Raw genomic sequence first — 16,473 nt, 5'->3', positions numbered from 1 at the left:
ACAGCATGATTGTTGCCTGCGGGACATGGCATGTCGGACGCCGTACGACCTTCTGATGATTTCGACTGGGGACTGGCCACCCAGGCCATCACCGTACGGATTCGCTGGTTCGGAATCTGCGTCGGGTATGTGCTGGTCAATCTGATTGGTGACGGTCAGAACCGCAGCATCCTGAACGCGATTCTGGTCCTGGGGGCGTTTTACGCTCTGTTCGATACGGTCTGGTCGGTCCGCGGACGCGTCTTCCTTAGCGAATGGCCCATGTTCATTTCGTTCATGGAATCGCTGTTCATCGGACTGCTGTGCCATTTCGACGACGGATTGCTCAGTGCGTTCCGGTTCTACTACTTCCTGTCTTTGCTGGTCTGCGCCATCCGCTATACGCCGCTGGTGACGTGGATGACGTTCCTGTTTCACACACTGAGCTACGTGACGTTGGCGCTCACCAGACACGCCGAAAGCCGCGATGAACTCTCGGCTTTGATCCTGATGCCGATCTTTCTGGGATGGGTGACCTGGGCCTGTGTTTCGCTCTCGGAACTTCTCAAGTGGGCCAGTTTTCGCCTGCGGGAACTCAATATCAAGCTTCAGCAGAACCAGTCACTGCTCGAACATCGAATTGCCGACAGAACACGACAACTGCAAGAATCGCAGGCGATGCTGGTCCAGCAGGAAAAACAGGCCGCGTTTGGATTGCTGGCGGCCGGGATTGCGCATGAAGTCGGCAATCCCCTTGCAGCCATCAGTTCGCTCGTCCAACTGTTGAACCGACGCAACATCGAAGGGGAAACCCGCGAAAAGCTGTCGCTCGTAGATGATCAGCTGCGGCGGATCCAGCGGACGCTGCGAGAACTTGTCGATTTCAGCCGTCCGGCCGTTCATGTGAAGACGCGTTGCGACATCCATTCGATTATCGATGCGGCACTGAATATTGCGAAGTATTACAAGCGGAAAAAAGGAAAACAGATCCGCACCCGTTATCTCGAAAACGTGCCGCGGATGATGCTCGTGCATGACCAGCTGGTCCAGGTCTTCCTGAACCTGATCCTGAACGCCATGGATGCGACGGAAGAGGGCGGTACGATCGAGATTCAGACGACCCGCGAGGATCACTGGTTGCGGATCGATGTCCATGATGATGGGGCAGGAATTCCCGATGAACTGCGGATGCGAATGTTCCAGCCATACGTGACGACGAAGGAAACTGGGACGGGACTGGGACTCTTCGTCAGCCGCAATATCGTCGAGCAAAACGGTGGGCACATCGACCTGACCTCGACTTCAATGCAGGGAACCACGTTCACCGTACGGCTCGAATACCCGGACGACGAACGATCGGACAGTGGCCTCAGCAACAGTGCGATTGTGCCAGTGATCGCGAAGACGCCGGACGCCACTGAACCGCCAACGGAATGAAACTGCGGTGACTGGGTGATTTGCGGAAAATCGTGTTCCCAAATTGATCTCCGCGCGGTTTCGCCCCTTTGTTACCATCCGCGCAACTTAACGTCCTGAAGCGACTTTGGGTCAATCGTCTCGGATGCCACTCGTCGTTTCATCACGCGGATTCAGCCAGGAGGGCTTTTCGATGTGGGTCAAGAATTCATGGTGGAAACTCGGTCTGATTGTCATCACCCTGGGATTCGGCCAGTGGACGCATGCCGACCCACCAACGTATCAACTGGTCTACCGCTTCCAGCCCGGCCAGTTCACGCACTATGAGATCGATGACCGTGCCGAGATGATCGTCCAGCACGGGAACAACTTCTCAAAAATCATCCAGCAAACACAGTGGCTGAAGTCGTATCGCGTCGTCACCGTCGACGAAAACGGCGGTGCAACGCTCGAACCGATCACGGAAGCGGTTCGCATGTCGTCTCAGGCGGGCGAAAAGCCGGTGCTGAGCTATGACAGTGAAAAAGATTCCTCCCCTCCCAAAGAATTCGAGAACGTGGCAGGCACGATCGGCCGTCCGCTGGCCCGATTCCAGGTCGCTCCGAGCGGTCGCTTGCTGAAGGTCTCGATGATCGCGACGGATGTTCCGAAAAGCTTTTCCGACGCTGCCGAGAAGGCCGATCCCGCGATCAATTTTCTGATCGTGCTGCCTGAGAAGCCGGTCAAAATCGGTGAGCAGTGGACGGAAAAATATGAAACGCCGGTTCCCGTCGGCAACGGTTTGACCCGAGCCGTCACGATGATTCGGACCTACGAACTGACAAAGGTCAACGAAAACATCGCGACGATCAGCATGCGTACGTCCCTTCTGACGCCGCTGACCGAGCCTGAAATTCTCCGCAATCTGGTGCAGCAAACCCCGTCAGGAACGATTGAATTTGACCTCGCAAAAGGCCGAATTTCCAACCGTTCGCTCCAGATCAACGAGAAAGTAGTCGGGGCCTACGGCAGCCAGACACTGCTGGAAGCACGCGGCGAATCTGTGGAAAAAATGGTCCAACACCGCTGAGTCGAGCCCGCTGCCTGTCCGATTCTGGTCCGCCGGCGGGCCGTTTTGGTCCGCCCCCGGAATTTCGCGTTAAAATGGAGGTGGCGTTTGTCTTGCCGCGGAATCGTATTCTGATATTATCTCGCCCTCCACGATCGGCCGCCGTAGCTCAGCTGGCAGAGCGATGCTTTCGTAAAGCATAGGTCAACAGTTCGAATCTGTTCGGCGGCTCTCTGTAACGTCTTTATAGAGCACAATTTACAGCTCATCGGAATTGCTCCGGTGGGCTGTTTTCGTTGGTATGACAGGCGAATTACAGCCCATCACGGTGTTTTCGCTTTTAGTGCCGCTTCCATGTCGTCCGCTGCCATGTCCTGCATCCCCGCCATCAAGTGGGGATAGGTGTTCATCGTGAGTTCGATCTTCGAGTGACCAAATCAGAAAAACCAGACCTCGACAATGTTATGGAATTCCATTGCATGACGATCATATTTCAGGAAGTGAAATCAGCGGTGAGAGGAGAGCACTTCGCGTCCTTGAGAACGTAGCTTCGCCCCTCTCTTACAAGTGTTCCAACGGCCCGCACAATCACTCCGTTGCGATGGTATTCGATTGCGAGTTCGTATTCTGACTCGATTAGCTCCATTGTTACGCTCTTCGGGGTTCCATCTATTTGACCGAACACCGTGATTCTGCCGTCGTTTTCTCCTGCTTTTCGGTTGAGTTTGATTACAGGGCCAATAATCTCAAAGTCCGTGATTGGCGCACGTTCTCGCATCAATCGTCCCGCTTCACGAATGATTGGAATGCGATCAGCAGCAAACTTCACCCACGATGGCGTTGCACCCTCAACTGGCCTGACTGGTGACCAGGAAAATGTGAATTCGAGGTTTCTTTGTGAATTGTCCGTGCCCCACAGACCTGCAACGGCATCACATAGATTCGCACTGACGCCCATTTCTACGGCGCTCTCAAATTCGCTGAACTGTCCTGTTGACGCCGCTCTAGCAGCGGCCTTATCCAAATATACGAGTGATGACGCGAGCGTTTGAATCACGCGGCGCTCGAATGGGATTTCCCTCTCAAAGAGCTCGCCATTTGATGGGGCATCAAGTGCTGGCGGGACACGTGAAATTATTGTGATGATGTAGCTTCCCCGTTCTGTCTGGCCAGATCGAAGGTTCTGAATATACTCTGTGGCAGGCGCAGGCTTTCTGGAGTGCCACACTGATTTCTTTTCCGTTGCGGCGCATGCGGCAGCCATCACCAAGTCTTTCGCTTTTTGTGCAACTTGGGCGTGCGCTTCGATGGGAAGAGTGCCATCTGACATGTCAGGATCATCAATTCGAATTCGAATAACATCTGCGAATGTCGTGAGTAAATCTGCGAATATTTGCGACTGCGATCGCTTTTCAAATGAAGACAACGCCTGCAGGACCTCGCTCATCCTGAGCGCATAATCTCCGATCGCGTTATCTGTTGGCACAACCGCTTCGTAAACATCTCCATTCAAATCAGCGGTCCATACTGATATTGCGTCGCTCTTTGTCCGTTGCGAAGTCCATCCCCGAGCCCGGAGATACGCGACTACTTCCAGAGGGCGAAGCGTTCGAATCGATTCTGAATCACGAATATCCGTCTTCATGGTAATTCTCCTGCGCCAATCCGATTCATAATTGCTCTTAGACCTTCGGGATGGAATGGCTGGGAGCGAGGAATGTGCACTGTAACTGAATCGGCATTTGGCGAGTCTGGAAAACCTCGAATACTTACCCAATAGCCTGATCTTCGAATCGAAAGTTGCGATTCCTCATGTTCAAGCCATTCCTGTTCGAGGCTTGGCACAAGAACCACGACAAGAATTCTAGGAACTTGAAACGAATTTGGGCGCAAATCGTCGTAATTCTTTTTCTTTAATGGAAATGAGAAATGATCATCAACAGGTGATTCTGCTGCATGGCACTTCAATTGAAGGTCCAATTTCGGGGAACGAACGGTTCCGCCGCCACCTTTTTGAGCCAAAGTTAAGTCAACACTGTCGTCATCGACTTCTGGTTTCGAATAACAGTAGCCAGCAACCGCCGCGACTGCTTGAACGTAGGCCTGACTGAATTGTTCTTTCCTCGCATTGATATCCATTGCGACGTAGCCCTTCTTCGGAACCCCTTTCGCTTGCTGTATTATCGGCATGTTGCGACGCGATCGTGACGCCTGTCAACTCTGCCGCAGGTCCGGATAGCCTTTGCTCGATCATTCTCGATTCGCTCTTTCTGGATCGCATCCAACTTCTGCTTGGTCTCAACGTCGATTTGTCGCAACTTCTCATCGTGGAGGCGTCCGGCGAACTCTTTGTCCATTGCTGCCATCTCAGCCCTAATGACCGGATTCGACACTTCGCCGAATGCGGTCATGGCAGTCTTGCCAAGGTCGGCTAGATTCGTGTCGGCCTCGTTTACCACAATCGTCTGTTCGGTGAACGACTGGTTCAGCACGCCTACAGACTAAGCTGGCTGCTTACTTTCAACTGTCATCTGTTCAAGATGCTGATCAGTGGCGTCCAATCCATCCGCAACATGATCATCACAATTTAAAAAAAGCGTTGGCATGGCGAGAATTGAGAAGACGGATTGACTCATTCCGAGAAACCGGCGAAACATCCACCGCTTGGGTTTCAGATTCCGCCGACGAGGGAGTGGTCATGTACAAGACGTTGGCAGTTTGGACTGCAGCAGCTGTGGCGGGATTGATAGTTAACCCGCAGTTGATGGCTGGCGACTGGTCATCTGATCGAGACTTGGTGATTGGCGGAGCAATCATCATGCATCCGAATCTGATGCGTCCTGACGGCATTCGGCGGGGGACGTCATCTTTCGCAGCGTCTACCCCAAAAAGCGAAGGAGTATTCGCAGATGTGGGGCTGGAAATGTGGAACATGGAAAACCGCCTTTTCGCCGCACTTCGAGGAGTTGAGCATGTCGCTCAATCGATCGTGAAGCCAATTTCGGTTGAGTGATCGCCGTTCGGTTCCTCCTGAAGAGTGGATTCGCGCCTACTTACGTGGTGGGTGCGCGATCCAGTACGCTTGCTTGGCTTTTTTGACGTCGACCTTCACTGCCTGAAGTGGCGCGAAAAAAAGCGTGATTCATGGCGCAGCCCATCATGACCGCTCGATGTGGGCGGCTTCTTACGTTTCGTGGCCCCCACTTGCTCGCCACCGTTCGTGATGCCAAACTACAGACAAAACGTCACGTATTGTCCGCGAGCCAGATCATGCGAGAGTTCTTCAGGGGTTGGAAACGAAAACTGGGTGTCGTCACGCTGGTGATGGCGTGCATGCTCGCGATCCTGTGGGTTAGAAGCCTCTGCGTGTGGGATGGATTGCAGTTTTGTAGCGGCAAGGACTCGATGGAGAATTTCGTTTCGGTGGATCAATCACTGATTTGGGGACGATTGCACATCGAGAATCACGAATTGGCATCGATGACGATGTTTCATGTGATGAAATCGGACTACATGCCACTTGATGCATGCCTAAAGCGGATGGCACTCAACTGTACTTGGTACGGTCCCGGATTTGGCGTCGGCGCACCGCCTTTGGAGTTGCGGTTAGATTGGGGATTTCGATCCACGTATTGGATCATCCCCTATTGGTCGCTCGTCATTCCTCTGACCCTTCTCTCCGCCTGTCTGCTGTTCAGCAAGCCACGGGCGACAGTTCAACCTGATTGAACTTCTGTACGGATCGCGGTGCGTGACCAGGCCCTTCGGTCACTTTTTTGACAAGCCGGACAGGCGGAGTCGCCTTTCGCGCAGGTGCGCCAAGATTCGATGCGCGAGACCAGAATGCCACATGCGTTGATCCATGCCTCGGCACATAAAATAGGATCAGTCCGCCATCTTGGATTCGATCGAGCAGGCGAGCTACGATGTGAAACTGGAGAGTCGGGTCTAGATCGTCGGCGTCCAGTCGCAGGACAGCAATCTCCGCCTACCTGCTGCTCAGCAGACCACGTCGATTGACGCAAAATCAATTTGACGAACTCGTTTCCCCCAAAGCCGCTTGAATCGAAGATGCATTCTTTGTTTGACAGAAAGTATGAAATGAATCAACGAGAAGCGATCGTAATGCCCGCTCTCTTTAGTGTGGGGCCACTGGGGTTGGTTGCAGGGATATACTCGCTGACAATTATGTCTGGAAGTAACCGAAGCAACCAGTTTTACGATGTCGGATGGATCGTTGTATGGGGGCTCTTAATTGGTAGCGCAATGATGTTGCGAACGGCCCTTGGAATCATCTTCAAAGAACTGGTCAGCCTTCGTCAAATGCTCGAAGCGAAAACCAATGGGCATCAAGAGTGAATTGGCAGTCAACCTCTGCGCTGTGAATCTGAATAAGCGCAGGTTCATGCCCCACGGGCCGCAAACCAGTCGGTACGCGACGTTCATGGCTTTTCAGCCTGTTGAAGTAAAGGGGACTGGCTCCGGCTAGCTTCAAAACCATCATGACATCGTGGACGCCAAGGTGACTGTCCCCCTTACATCGACAGGTTGCTAGACTTGGCGACCGGAAGGGTGGCGAATCGGGGCTCGACACCCGCCACAGATTGCAAATATCAGTTCCAGAAAACCGGTTCGCCCGATGAAAACCACGAAAAAATGAAAAGGGGAGCAGGATGTCAGACGTCGGCCCAGGTTCTAGCGGAAACGTCCTTGCCGCGTTGTGTAGTTTCTTGATTCCAGGCTTGGGGCAACTGCTCCAGGGGCGGGTGATCATGGCCGCAGTGCAATTCGCCCTTGCGGGTGTCCTTTGGTTTTTCTTGTTAGGTTGGCTGATTCACTTCTGGTCGGTAATTGATGCCGCCAGATGGACGCCCGCGTCGTAGCCGAGGAGGCTGCGAACAAGAAGGCGGTGTCACCGCCCGCAATCCTTTGCCTCAGGTCACGACACTTGCCAAACTAGAGACACAGAGTCTATTTTTGGCTCACGGGCAGGGGATGGCCGTGCGAGAGTTCTTTAAAGGTTGGAAACGCAATGTTGGCGTCGTCACGCTACTGATGGCGTGTCTGTTCATGTCGGGATGGGTGAGGAGCGGTCGATTATCCGACTTTGTGCAACTCCCTGGAACCCGCAAATGCCACTGCACTTTGGCTTCTTTTGGCGGATGTTTCCGAGTTTTGTGGACTTCCCCCTCCCACAATCTCGGATGGCATTGGACGTCCGACGATCTCAGTCATCTGCGTGGATTCAAAATTGGTCCGAATGGCAAACAAGAATTTCATGATACTTGGGAGGGCTACAATATAGAAAGAAGGATGGATTGGGGTGACTTTAAGTTCGGTGTTGCAGTACTGCCCGGCGATGGAGCAAGAAAAACAGTTCGTATCGAAGCCTATCAAATCCCCTACTGGTCGATTGTTGTCCCCATGACCCTATTCTCGGCCTACCTGCTACTCAGCAAACCAATTGTGATCAAGCCAATTCCAGAAAACCGGCCCGCCTGAACCCAGGTAGGCTGGTTCGCAGTCCGCCAGATGTGACTTGCCAGTGATGCCGAATTGGTTTTGCGCGTTCTGAGCGGATTTCGTTGGCGCTGCCCTATGTCTTTTTTGAACCGCCATGATTTGCTCCACAACCTGCTGGACGGTCCCCAATGCCTGCTGTTGTTGCTCAAACGTCTTGAACGTCTCAATTATGGATGCGATCATCGACTGATTGACGCCACATTGCTGGACAGACGGCTGAAGGGTTTGCTGACACGACCTTCGCTTGTGTCTGTTCAATCTCACGCTTGCTCCTCACCCTGTGCGCTGCGAGACTACAGACACACCGTCATAAGTCGTCCGCGAGCCAGATCATGCGCGAGTACTTCAAGCCCCTGCGCCGTAAACTTGGCGTTGTCACGCTCCTGATGGCGTGCTTGTTTGCCGTTGGATGGGTCAGGAGCGAGATCATTTCCGAGATCGTGATCCTTCCCGTGAATGCTCGAACAGCCATAGGCATCGTTTCATCTCATGGACGATTTTCGGTTGAGACAGAAGCAATCCAAACCCCGGCGCAGCCCCTGTACACAACTTCCCCAGTTTCGAAGATCCGGCGTGCATTCGCCGGGAAAGAGACCCAATGGGCTTCATTAATGGAGTTTGACAAACTTTACGGAGCGTTCGTGCCGTATTGGTTGATCGTCATTCCGTTGATCGCAATCTCATTTTCGCTCTTACTTTTCACACCTGGTAAATCGAGTCAAAAAGTGGCGAATCTCTGGGGCGTCGACCTAAAGTCGGTGAGAAGGAAGTTGGGTGGAGCGACACTGATGATCGCTTGCGTGTTCATCGGGATTTGGGTCAGAAGTCAATTTCACGAAGACAAATTATCGACACCTGTTGATAACGGTATGATTTACAGTTTCGGCATCGTGTTGCTTCGCGATGGCATCGGGTTAAGTCGATTCAAGTTGGCAACGATTAGAGGATCCCAGTCGGTCGTTGAAGATACCGTACTTTGGGTAGTCCCTCATTGGTCCATTGTATTGCCTTTGATCGCTCTATCCGCCTGCCTGCTGCTCAGCAAGCCGCGCCAAACGGACAAGGTGGCAGCATGAGCGACCTCAAGTTGTGGCGAAGGAAGCTTGGCGTTGTGACCCTGCTAATGGCATGTTTATGCACGGCAGCGTGGGTGCGCGGTCTTCATACGGCTGATCTCGTGCAGTTCCGAAAACCACCCCGTAAGACGAGCGGGGTCGTTTTCGCTTCGGGAAACATCGGTTGTTTTTGGTGGGATCGAGAATGTTGGAAATATTTCCAACAATCGCCTGAGTCACTTGCAAGCACGAATCATTGGCAATCAGTTCCTATCGAACGCCTCTATTTGTACAGGTCTCAAGACCCATTCCAACGATACAGAGTACTTCCTTACCGTGTAACAATTGATCGCGATTTGGGGCCAGATCAATCACGATTGGAGAGTGAAGGGATCTGGGGACCAAATATCATCGCAACCGGGAATGTGGTTTACATTCCCTATTCAAACATCGTCCTCCCCCTGACTCTACTGTCCGCCTGGTTGCTGTTCAGCAAGCCACGTCCCGAAGTGAAGATGACGGTATGAACGACCTTACATCGCGGCGCGGGCAGTTTGGCCTACTCACCCTGATGGCGGCCTGCATGTTGGCCGTTGGGTGGGTGAGGAGCTTCGGCTTCGTTGACATCGTCTGTGTCCCATTCGCGAGGACAAATACGATTCTCGTCTCAGGGGAGCAAAAGTGGGCGTTGATTCAGACGGGTTCACTCGATTTGGAAGCGCCTTGGAGAAGCAATCATCAGTGGATCGATGGCGTCAAACTCGTTCAAAGTCCAAACAAATGGTCGGGGTATCATTGGATTGTTGAGAAGTCGGGAAAAGTCAGCATCTTTCGAAACGACGACGACAATGCTCCGCTTGCAATGACTCCGTACTGGTCGATCGTCATACCACTTACACTGCTCTCCGCCGTCCTGTTGTTCAGCAAGCCGCGTCAGAAGCCGATTTCACCACCACCGGACCGCCACTCATGAGCGGGTACTTCAATTCTGCACGCCGAAGGATCGCAGTGCTGAGGTTTCTTATCGTGATCGTCCTCTTTGCGGTGAAGATTTGGCTTGTGGAGGATGTCCCCACAATGCGTTCATCATTCCCAATGGATTTCGCGGACAAATTTGTTTTATACGCAATGGTACAGGCATCGTTCCCTCCGTTTCCGGCAATACGACACCAATACAATCCCGAATTCTGGAGAACTTACGCTTGCGGAAGCACTGCCCTATGAGCAAGGAAGTCGGACCGAGGCATTGTGGAGTGACAGCACGGAATTGAGACATGAAATTGAGCATGGTCCACGTGACGAAGGCGAGACGTACTTCTGGACATGCTGTTCTGATCCGTATACGGTCTGGCCCTTCGTTGGAACTCGCAATGAGTATCGCGGGTGGGCTAGCAGCCTACTAAAGTGATCCAGGCAACGTCGTGGCCCGTTTTCTGCGGCATCGCAATCAACTTGAATCGCCATAGAGGACCGGCACGGCAATTGGATGTCGCAAAGGGGGCGCGTCATCTGACACGGGCTGTGACAGCTGGTCGGTTACCTCGATCAGCGGAGAATCCGATCTACAAAGCCTTAACACCCTGTTGAAGTAACGGAGACTGGTTCCGGCGAGATTAATAAACGCCATGAAATCCTGAAAGCCACGGTACCTGTCCCCCGTTACTTCAACGGGCTCTTAAATCGACTCCTCTCGCGGTTGAGTTTGATCGATGGATTGAATCGGTCGGTATGCGTCATCAACGAATTCGAGGCACTCGCTTGATCCGAAGCTCAGAATTATTCGTTCAAAGATTTACCAGAACAAAAAGCGGGCTACGCCTCGGTTTCACGGAACTCGAAGTTGAACGAAAGGTGCGAATGAAGGTTCACGTCCAGACGGCTTACGATCCTTCACGGTGGATTATGAGAAAGGCAACTGGCTACAAAGTGATCGTCAACGACGAAATCATCTACACATCCGGAACAGGGTTCAACCCTGGGAGTTCGCAACTTGATTTGTACGGCGACAGCACGCTCATTTTGAAACGAACGAAAAAGGACGACTCCAAAAACTGGCTAATGTTTCGCAACGGGATTGAAATTGCACGAATCGCTCACCGTTACGGAATAACCTTATCAAATTTCTATGATGTGATGGCACGTGGCGTCACGTACAAGTCCTTCGGTGGACTTTCGTCTCTGAGCAAGGACAAATCCTTCTACAAAGGAATCGGACGATGGGGGAATAAGTTCTGGTTCATTGACGAGATCGGTTTCGAAGTTGCGGCGATGATAGCGCTCTATGAAACCTGTGTGATCTGGGAATCTTAATTTCCACGTTCGGGTGAAAATGGCTCCCACTAAGAAATCCGTCATCCCTTGCTCCTCACCCTGTGCCTCGCCAGGATATAGACGAAATGTCACGAGTCGCTTGCGAGCCAGATCATGCGAGAGTTCTTCCGGGGATGGAAACGCGTGCTGGGCGTAGTCACGCTCGTGATGGCGTGCGTCTTCATGTCGGGATGGGTGAGGAGCGATCGATTATCCGACTTTGTGCAACTCCCCGGACCCCGCAAATGCCACTGCACTTTGGCTTCTTTTGGCGGATGTTTCCGAGTTTTGTGGACTTCACCCTCCCACAATCCCGGATGAAGATACCGTACTTTTGGTAGTCCCTCATTGGTCCATTGTATTGCCTTTGATCGCTCTATCCGCCTGCCTGCTGCTCAGCAAGCCACGTCAAACGGTCAAGGTGGCTGCATGAGCGGGCGCAGGAAGATTGGCGTTGTGACCTTGCTAATGGCATGTGTATGCACGGGAGCGTGGGTGCGCGGTCTTCATACGGCTGATCTCGTGCAGTTCCGAAAACCACCCCATAAGACGCGCGGTGTCGTTTTCGCTTCGGGAAACATCGGTTGTTTTTGGTGGGATCGAGAATGTTGGACATATTTCCAACAATCGCCTGTTTCACTTGCGGGAAGCACGAATCATTGGCAATCAGGTCCTATTGAACTCCTCTATTTGTACAGGTCTCAAGGCCCATTCCAACGATACCGAGTACTTCCTTACCGAGTACCAATTGGTCGCGATTTGGGGCCAGATCGATCACGATTGGAGAGTGAAGGAATCTGGGGGCCAAGTATCATCGCAACCGGGAATGTGGTCTACATTCCCTATTCGAACATCGTCCTCCCATTGACTCTACTGTCTGCCTGGTTTCTGTTCAGCAAGCCACGTATACGAGACGCGAAGTTGACGATATGAGTTACTTTAATTCTTGGAAACGCAAGCTTGGTGCCATCACATTGCTAATGGCGTGCGTGTTTGCGGCCGGGTGGGTGAGGAGCAATGTGGTTGTGGACATCCTTCATTTCCCCGTTCGAGTGAAAAAAACGAATTCGATGGTCTGCGTCACTTGGAGTGACCTAAGTTCAATGGACAGCACAATCGTATGGACGTGGTTACACGAAGAAGCACAAGATCTGGATGCGAAGGAAAAACGAGTCGACATTGCTCGTGCCTCGGTAAGATGGTTGTCACGGAATCGGAATCCTGCATTCGACGGAGCACTTTCAGCCCATCGGATGCAATTGAAACAATTGGGTTGGGGGTGTTGCGGATTTGGTTTCGCCTACGCCGGTGTCGAGGACGACAAAAACGAAGAGGATTGGGATAAGATTGAGATGCGCTTATTGCTGGTTCCTTACTGGCTGATCGTCCTCCCGCTCACCCTGCTCTCGGCCTACCTGCTTATTAGCAAGCCACGGGTGAGAGCGCCGGTATCAGGAGACCGGCACGCCTGAGTTTGTTAACAATTGATAACAAACTCGCGTCCGCGGAATCGCGAGCCAGAGCCCTTGCTCAGGGGGCTGACCACGACGACGTCCTTGCTCAAGCGTGATCCGCAGTTGTCGTCGAAACCAGATCACGGTCACCCTTGCTTTCCGCCCAGCGAGCCGCCAGACTACAGACAAAGCGTCATTCGTTTGGGGGAATCGTCACATCGAGGGTGATTTCGTTTTGATGACGCGAACGAAGGAAAAACAATGAGAGAAAAGCTCGCTCCTTGGATGCCTGCCCTGTTTTGCGCAGTTCTATCCACCATAGTCATTCTTGAACAATTGTTCGTCGCCTTCAGAAACGGAACCACGCAGAGCATTCCGACAACATTTTTGTGTTTCTTGCCAATGAGCTTTTTTTTCGTCGGGAACTTTCTGGCTCATTTGCAGAAAGAAAATGACGAGATCAAGAAGCGATTTGATGAACTCTCATCGCAGATACGATGCGGAAACCAAACCAGAGATCAACTTGAAGTCTAGCAAGCGCGATTCGAATCGAACCGTCACGAGTCACTCGTGGGCCAGAACATGCGAGAGCTCTTCAGGGGCTGGAAACGAAAGCTTGGCGTCATCGCGTTGGTGTTGGCGTGCGTGTTTACAGGCGCGTGGGTGCGGAACTATTCCGTTCGAGACTCGATTAATCTTCCGACTGGGAATTCGTCGTCCATTCAATTCCTCTCTGGCTATCAGTGCCTGAATGTGATTGCGATGTGGACATCGATTCCTGACAAGGAAATGGCCTCATTTCGGTTGTACCGTCACGAAGAAGGCGATGGAGTTGGGATTCATGCGGGCGAAATCATGTTCGCTGGTGATGCGTCTCCATTTCGTCCGAAGTGGTTCCGCTTTGGTATCGGAGAACGGAAAACCACTCTGATGACTTTCAGTCTTCCTTACTGGTCGATCGTCCTCCCGCTGACTGCGCTCTCTGCCTACCTGCTCATCAGTAAGCCACGTGCGTCAGCGAAACTGTTGCCATCCACTGGAACAGAATCCGAATGAGCGACTTCAAGTCCTGGCGACGCAAGCTTGGTGTCGTCACGTTGCTGATGGCGTGCCTGTTCGAGGTGGGGTGGGTGAGAAGTCGATACACCCATGACACGATCAAAATTCAGACAGCCCAGTCTCTGTATATCATCGACAGCCATCAGGGAACGCTTGTTGTATGTCGCGTTTCGATTGCCAACATGCCCGCGTACTTGGGGTCTCCGTCTGACGTCATTGCGACAAACATGCAGATCCGGCAATCGTAACCCTTCACAGACCGGGGACTGGCTCATTTTCCCGCCGTAGACGGAACGCTTACCCTCGACGATGTACTGTGGATTCCAATTGAACCGGGAAAATGTGCCTGTTCCCCTCTCTTCGGGCTCTGAACGGTCACCCGGCAATCCAACGTTCTCGACACCACGTATCGGATCGGTTACGGCATTCGACAAGGTTTTCGTTGGACGACAACATCAACAGAATCGATAGGCCTCGAAGACGCGATATTCGAAGATCCAGAATTGGCTCGCGTCGGACTGCCTGGGCTGGTGTGCGCCCGCAAAAGCATCGTTAAGAAACGTCCTGATGCCTCGCAGGCCCAAGAGGAACATTTTGTGTTCGTTTCGACAGCATACTGGCCCATCGTGATCTCGCTCGGATTGCTCTCCATCTACCTGTTGCTCAGCAATCCACGACAACGGATCACAAAAGCGTAGCGTCAAAACCTCGGGCTTGGGGCAGCCCCTCATGATTTTGATTCCAAGGGATTCATTTAGATGTGCACAGCAATTTGTTCATAAATCGCAGTTGGGAAAATCGATTTAAAGAGTTGAAAGATGCCGATTGCCTTCGATTTGTGCTCGGCCCGATAGAAATGGCCGATTATCACTTATTCGGAAGTCAGTCGAGCAAATCCGAAACTTGGGGAAAGCTGCATCAAAAGTCACCTGAAGTCAACTTGAATATTCGAATCGAGTGACCAATCCTATGAAAAGGTCGCCTCAACTGCAGCGATTTACGCAACTCATGCGAGACGACTCCCATTTGCCCATCCACGCACACACAATTCTGTGTTCCATTTCCGAAGAGAATATTTTCACTGATTGCCAAATAGTCGCATTGATCCGAAGCTGCAGAAATAGCCAATGCAGCAGGTCGACGTAAGCCGTAAGCTCTGGTATCTCCCATTCCATATACGCATACGATCATCCTTTCGCTAGGACTCCTACTTGCGGCCCATACACCGAGACTTGCGATGTCCTGACCCCAATCGGTGTTGTCACCCAATATCGCGGGGCGATCACGACACCATACGTTGGCGAGTTCGTTTTCCCACCCCAGGAAATCTGGTGATTCAAAGAATGCACCGATACCAAGCCAAGTCACGAAGCCAAATACCAAGATTTTGGAGACTTGGGTACGAGGTCGTAAGGCCAAACCAATCCATGGACACCAAAGTGCTAGAGCGGGCAGCAGATATCGAACGGATGCATTTGTACCAGTTCCCGTAAAAAGTACGATCGATATCGTGACCTCTAAGGCAGGGACGATCGTACATATCGCGGCCCATCTCGAGAATCCATTCCCGCTCAGAGCAGACGGAATATTGACAACTGCAAGCCATGTAAGCGCCTGGATCGGAATTGGCACCTTCACCATCGCGGCAATCAAGTACCAAAATGACCAGCCACCAACACGTTGCTCGCCGAGTAAATACACCGCTTGTGATCGCTCGACGTCCGCAAGTTGAAAATCGAGACCTCGTATAAACTCAATTGGAAGAGGGAGAGGAATCCAGAGCATCCACGAAAACAACGGCCAAGACGCAAATGATCTTAAGGTAGCAGACGAGGCGGAGTTGCCAGTTGCCAGTATCTCAAGTTTGAAGCCGACACCTTGAAACAGATAAAATGCATCGATTGTCACAATGCTTGCCGAGAACATCAAACACCCGAGAACCGCAAACTGGCGGAACTGATGTCCCCTGCTGTATCTGTAGAACAGAACGCAGAACCAACACGGACAAAGAATAAGCAACGTATACTTAGTTGCAATGGCGACGCCCAGAAGTGCACCGCTCAGCATGGCAGTTGGTGGCCGCGGATTAAGCAAAAAAGACCAAAAGCAGCGAGCAGCTCCCAGCGCAGCTACGACCGCTGGCACATCAGACGTTACAAGTGATCCATGCGCTAGGATTAAAGGCATCCAGCACCAAGCAATCAGGGAAACAATGCCCGGCCACGGACCGAAAAGTTGAGTGGACCATTCACAAATGACACATGTCAGTGGGCGCTGAAACAGTACCAGTGAAGGGCGCTTGAAACGGTACCAGTTGAGACAAAGGGGCTTTTGTTTTGCAGTAGTGGTTTCTTTTCGTAGAAACCCACCACTGGAAAGACGATGGCTTATCAACTGAGTATGGACAAGTCCTTTTCGATTAAGGCTTTGCACGACAACGGACTCTCCGAGCGTGCAATCTGTGAGTCGCTGGGTGTATCTCGAGGCGCAGTTCGGCGTCATTTGGCCGAAAATTCGTCAAACGATACCAAAGCGCCCACCGGCAAAGCGCCCACCGGGTCGGAGGCTCCAAACAGTACCAAAGCGCCCACCGGGTCGGCTGAGCCTGAGAACAGTGCGGTGGTTCGAG

General features: G+C 52.3%; 17 protein-coding genes and 1 tRNA gene. 15 read left to right on the top strand and 3 right to left on the bottom strand.

Features of this window, described 5'->3' with window-relative positions:
* Window positions 1–30: 30 nt before the first annotated feature.
* The 3 genes from OSO_RS0107480 (at window position 31) to OSO_RS0107470 (ending at window position 2,674) form a co-directional block, all read left to right on the top strand.
* On the top strand, window positions 31–1,416 hold the full coding sequence (locus OSO_RS0107480; RefSeq protein ID WP_010582817.1) for a sensor histidine kinase: 1,386 nt from the start codon (window positions 31–33) through the stop codon (window positions 1,414–1,416).
* 172 nt (window positions 1,417–1,588) lie between these two features.
* Complete coding sequence (locus OSO_RS0107475) at window positions 1,589–2,464, top strand: DUF6263 family protein (protein ID WP_010582816.1); 876 nt, start codon at window positions 1,589–1,591, stop codon at window positions 2,462–2,464.
* Window positions 2,465–2,601: 137 nt separating this feature from the next.
* A tRNA-Thr gene (locus tag OSO_RS0107470) sits at window positions 2,602–2,674 on the top strand.
* Between the two features lie 262 nt (window positions 2,675–2,936).
* On the opposite strand, the gene OSO_RS0107460 is transcribed toward OSO_RS0107470, so the two are convergent.
* Complete coding sequence (locus OSO_RS0107460; RefSeq protein WP_010582815.1) at window positions 2,937–4,088, bottom strand: hypothetical protein; 1,152 nt, start codon at window positions 4,086–4,088, stop codon at window positions 2,937–2,939.
* A complete protein-coding gene (locus OSO_RS0107455) occupies window positions 4,085–4,582 on the bottom strand; it encodes a DUF4365 domain-containing protein (RefSeq protein ID WP_010582814.1) in 498 nt (165 codons plus the stop codon). Before OSO_RS0107455 ends, OSO_RS0107460 begins: the two co-directional genes overlap by 4 nt.
* Before the next feature lie 65 nt (window positions 4,583–4,647).
* Between OSO_RS0107455 and OSO_RS50660 the strand changes: the two genes are divergently transcribed.
* The 12 genes from OSO_RS50660 to OSO_RS0107370 all read left to right on the top strand — a co-directional run bounded on the left by OSO_RS50660 (window position 4,648) and on the right by OSO_RS0107370 (window position 14,092).
* Window positions 4,648–4,878: a hypothetical protein gene (locus OSO_RS50660; RefSeq protein ID WP_157605085.1), complete on the top strand. Its 231-nt coding sequence runs from the start codon at window positions 4,648–4,650 to the stop codon at window positions 4,876–4,878.
* A gap of 263 nt (window positions 4,879–5,141) precedes the next feature.
* Entirely contained in the window at window positions 5,142–5,456 is a 315-nt protein-coding gene (locus OSO_RS0107440) for a hypothetical protein (protein ID WP_010582812.1), read from the top strand.
* A gap of 146 nt (window positions 5,457–5,602) precedes the next feature.
* Complete coding sequence (locus OSO_RS0107435; RefSeq protein WP_029246751.1) at window positions 5,603–6,172, top strand: hypothetical protein; 570 nt, start codon at window positions 5,603–5,605, stop codon at window positions 6,170–6,172.
* A gap of 372 nt (window positions 6,173–6,544) precedes the next feature.
* Window positions 6,545–6,802 (top strand): hypothetical protein, encoded by a 258-nt coding sequence (locus tag OSO_RS0107430; RefSeq protein ID WP_157605084.1) that lies wholly within the window; start codon window positions 6,545–6,547, stop codon window positions 6,800–6,802.
* 314 nt (window positions 6,803–7,116) lie between these two features.
* Window positions 7,117–7,326 carry a hypothetical protein gene (locus tag OSO_RS49750; protein WP_010582809.1) on the top strand — a complete coding sequence of 70 codons (210 nt, stop codon included), beginning with the start codon at window positions 7,117–7,119 and terminating at the stop codon, window positions 7,324–7,326.
* 112 nt (window positions 7,327–7,438) lie between these two features.
* Complete coding sequence (locus OSO_RS50655; protein ID WP_157605083.1) at window positions 7,439–7,945, top strand: hypothetical protein; 507 nt, start codon at window positions 7,439–7,441, stop codon at window positions 7,943–7,945.
* 353 nt (window positions 7,946–8,298) lie between these two features.
* Window positions 8,299–9,042 carry a hypothetical protein gene (locus OSO_RS0107410; RefSeq protein WP_010582806.1) on the top strand — a complete coding sequence of 248 codons (744 nt, stop codon included), beginning with the start codon at window positions 8,299–8,301 and terminating at the stop codon, window positions 9,040–9,042.
* 502 nt (window positions 9,043–9,544) lie between these two features.
* The gene (locus OSO_RS0107400; protein WP_010582804.1) at window positions 9,545–9,994 is read left to right on the top strand and encodes a hypothetical protein; all 450 of its coding nucleotides are present in this window, start codon (window positions 9,545–9,547) and stop codon (window positions 9,992–9,994) included.
* 884 nt (window positions 9,995–10,878) lie between these two features.
* Window positions 10,879–11,331 carry a hypothetical protein gene (locus OSO_RS0107390; protein WP_157605082.1) on the top strand — a complete coding sequence of 151 codons (453 nt, stop codon included), beginning with the start codon at window positions 10,879–10,881 and terminating at the stop codon, window positions 11,329–11,331.
* A gap of 929 nt (window positions 11,332–12,260) precedes the next feature.
* Window positions 12,261–12,803 carry a hypothetical protein gene (locus OSO_RS42565; RefSeq protein WP_010582800.1) on the top strand — a complete coding sequence of 181 codons (543 nt, stop codon included), beginning with the start codon at window positions 12,261–12,263 and terminating at the stop codon, window positions 12,801–12,803.
* A gap of 564 nt (window positions 12,804–13,367) precedes the next feature.
* A complete protein-coding gene (locus tag OSO_RS0107375) occupies window positions 13,368–13,841 on the top strand; it encodes a hypothetical protein (RefSeq protein ID WP_010582798.1) in 474 nt (157 codons plus the stop codon).
* A complete protein-coding gene (locus tag OSO_RS0107370; protein WP_010582797.1) occupies window positions 13,838–14,092 on the top strand; it encodes a hypothetical protein in 255 nt (84 codons plus the stop codon). Before OSO_RS0107375 ends, OSO_RS0107370 begins: the two co-directional genes overlap by 4 nt.
* Window positions 14,093–14,762: 670 nt before the next feature.
* Here the strand turns inward: OSO_RS0107370 and OSO_RS42560 are convergent.
* Window positions 14,763–16,277, bottom strand: coding sequence for a glycosyltransferase family 39 protein (locus OSO_RS42560; RefSeq protein ID WP_157605081.1), 1,515 nt, complete (start codon window positions 16,275–16,277; stop codon window positions 14,763–14,765).
* Window positions 16,278–16,473: the final 196 nt, after the last annotated feature.

It is taken from the genome of Schlesneria paludicola DSM 18645 (assembly GCF_000255655.1).
GTDB classification, from domain to species: Bacteria; Planctomycetota; Planctomycetia; order Planctomycetales; family Planctomycetaceae; genus Schlesneria; species Schlesneria paludicola.
This window is presented reverse-complemented; position numbering and strand designations above follow the sequence as displayed.

Excerpts from the sequence above, each read along its gene's own strand:
- OSO_RS0107435 (WP_029246751.1), top strand. The coding sequence starts at position 5,603 with ATGACCGCTCGATGTGGGCGGCTTCTTACGTTTCGTGGCCCCCACTTG.
- OSO_RS0107410 (WP_010582806.1), top strand. The coding sequence starts at position 8,299 with ATGCGCGAGTACTTCAAGCCCCTGCGCCGTAAACTTGGCGTTGTCACG.
- OSO_RS0107430 (WP_157605084.1), top strand. The coding sequence starts at position 6,545 with ATGAATCAACGAGAAGCGATCGTAATGCCCGCTCTCTTTAGTGTGGGG.
- OSO_RS0107400 (WP_010582804.1), top strand. The coding sequence starts at position 9,545 with ATGAACGACCTTACATCGCGGCGCGGGCAGTTTGGCCTACTCACCCTG.
- OSO_RS0107475 (WP_010582816.1), top strand. The coding sequence starts at position 1,589 with ATGTGGGTCAAGAATTCATGGTGGAAACTCGGTCTGATTGTCATCACC.
- OSO_RS0107460 (WP_010582815.1), bottom strand. The coding sequence starts at position 4,088 with ATGAAGACGGATATTCGTGATTCAGAATCGATTCGAACGCTTCGCCCT.
- OSO_RS0107390 (WP_157605082.1), top strand. The coding sequence starts at position 10,879 with ATGAAGGTTCACGTCCAGACGGCTTACGATCCTTCACGGTGGATTATG.
- OSO_RS49750 (WP_010582809.1), top strand. The coding sequence starts at position 7,117 with ATGTCAGACGTCGGCCCAGGTTCTAGCGGAAACGTCCTTGCCGCGTTG.
- OSO_RS42565 (WP_010582800.1), top strand. The coding sequence starts at position 12,261 with ATGAGTTACTTTAATTCTTGGAAACGCAAGCTTGGTGCCATCACATTG.
- OSO_RS0107370 (WP_010582797.1), top strand. The coding sequence starts at position 13,838 with ATGAGCGACTTCAAGTCCTGGCGACGCAAGCTTGGTGTCGTCACGTTG.
- OSO_RS0107375 (WP_010582798.1), top strand. The coding sequence starts at position 13,368 with ATGCGAGAGCTCTTCAGGGGCTGGAAACGAAAGCTTGGCGTCATCGCG.
- OSO_RS0107440 (WP_010582812.1), top strand. The coding sequence starts at position 5,142 with ATGTACAAGACGTTGGCAGTTTGGACTGCAGCAGCTGTGGCGGGATTG.
- OSO_RS0107480 (WP_010582817.1), top strand. The coding sequence starts at position 31 with ATGTCGGACGCCGTACGACCTTCTGATGATTTCGACTGGGGACTGGCC.
- OSO_RS50655 (WP_157605083.1), top strand. The coding sequence starts at position 7,439 with ATGGCCGTGCGAGAGTTCTTTAAAGGTTGGAAACGCAATGTTGGCGTC.
- OSO_RS0107455 (WP_010582814.1), bottom strand. The coding sequence starts at position 4,582 with ATGGATATCAATGCGAGGAAAGAACAATTCAGTCAGGCCTACGTTCAA.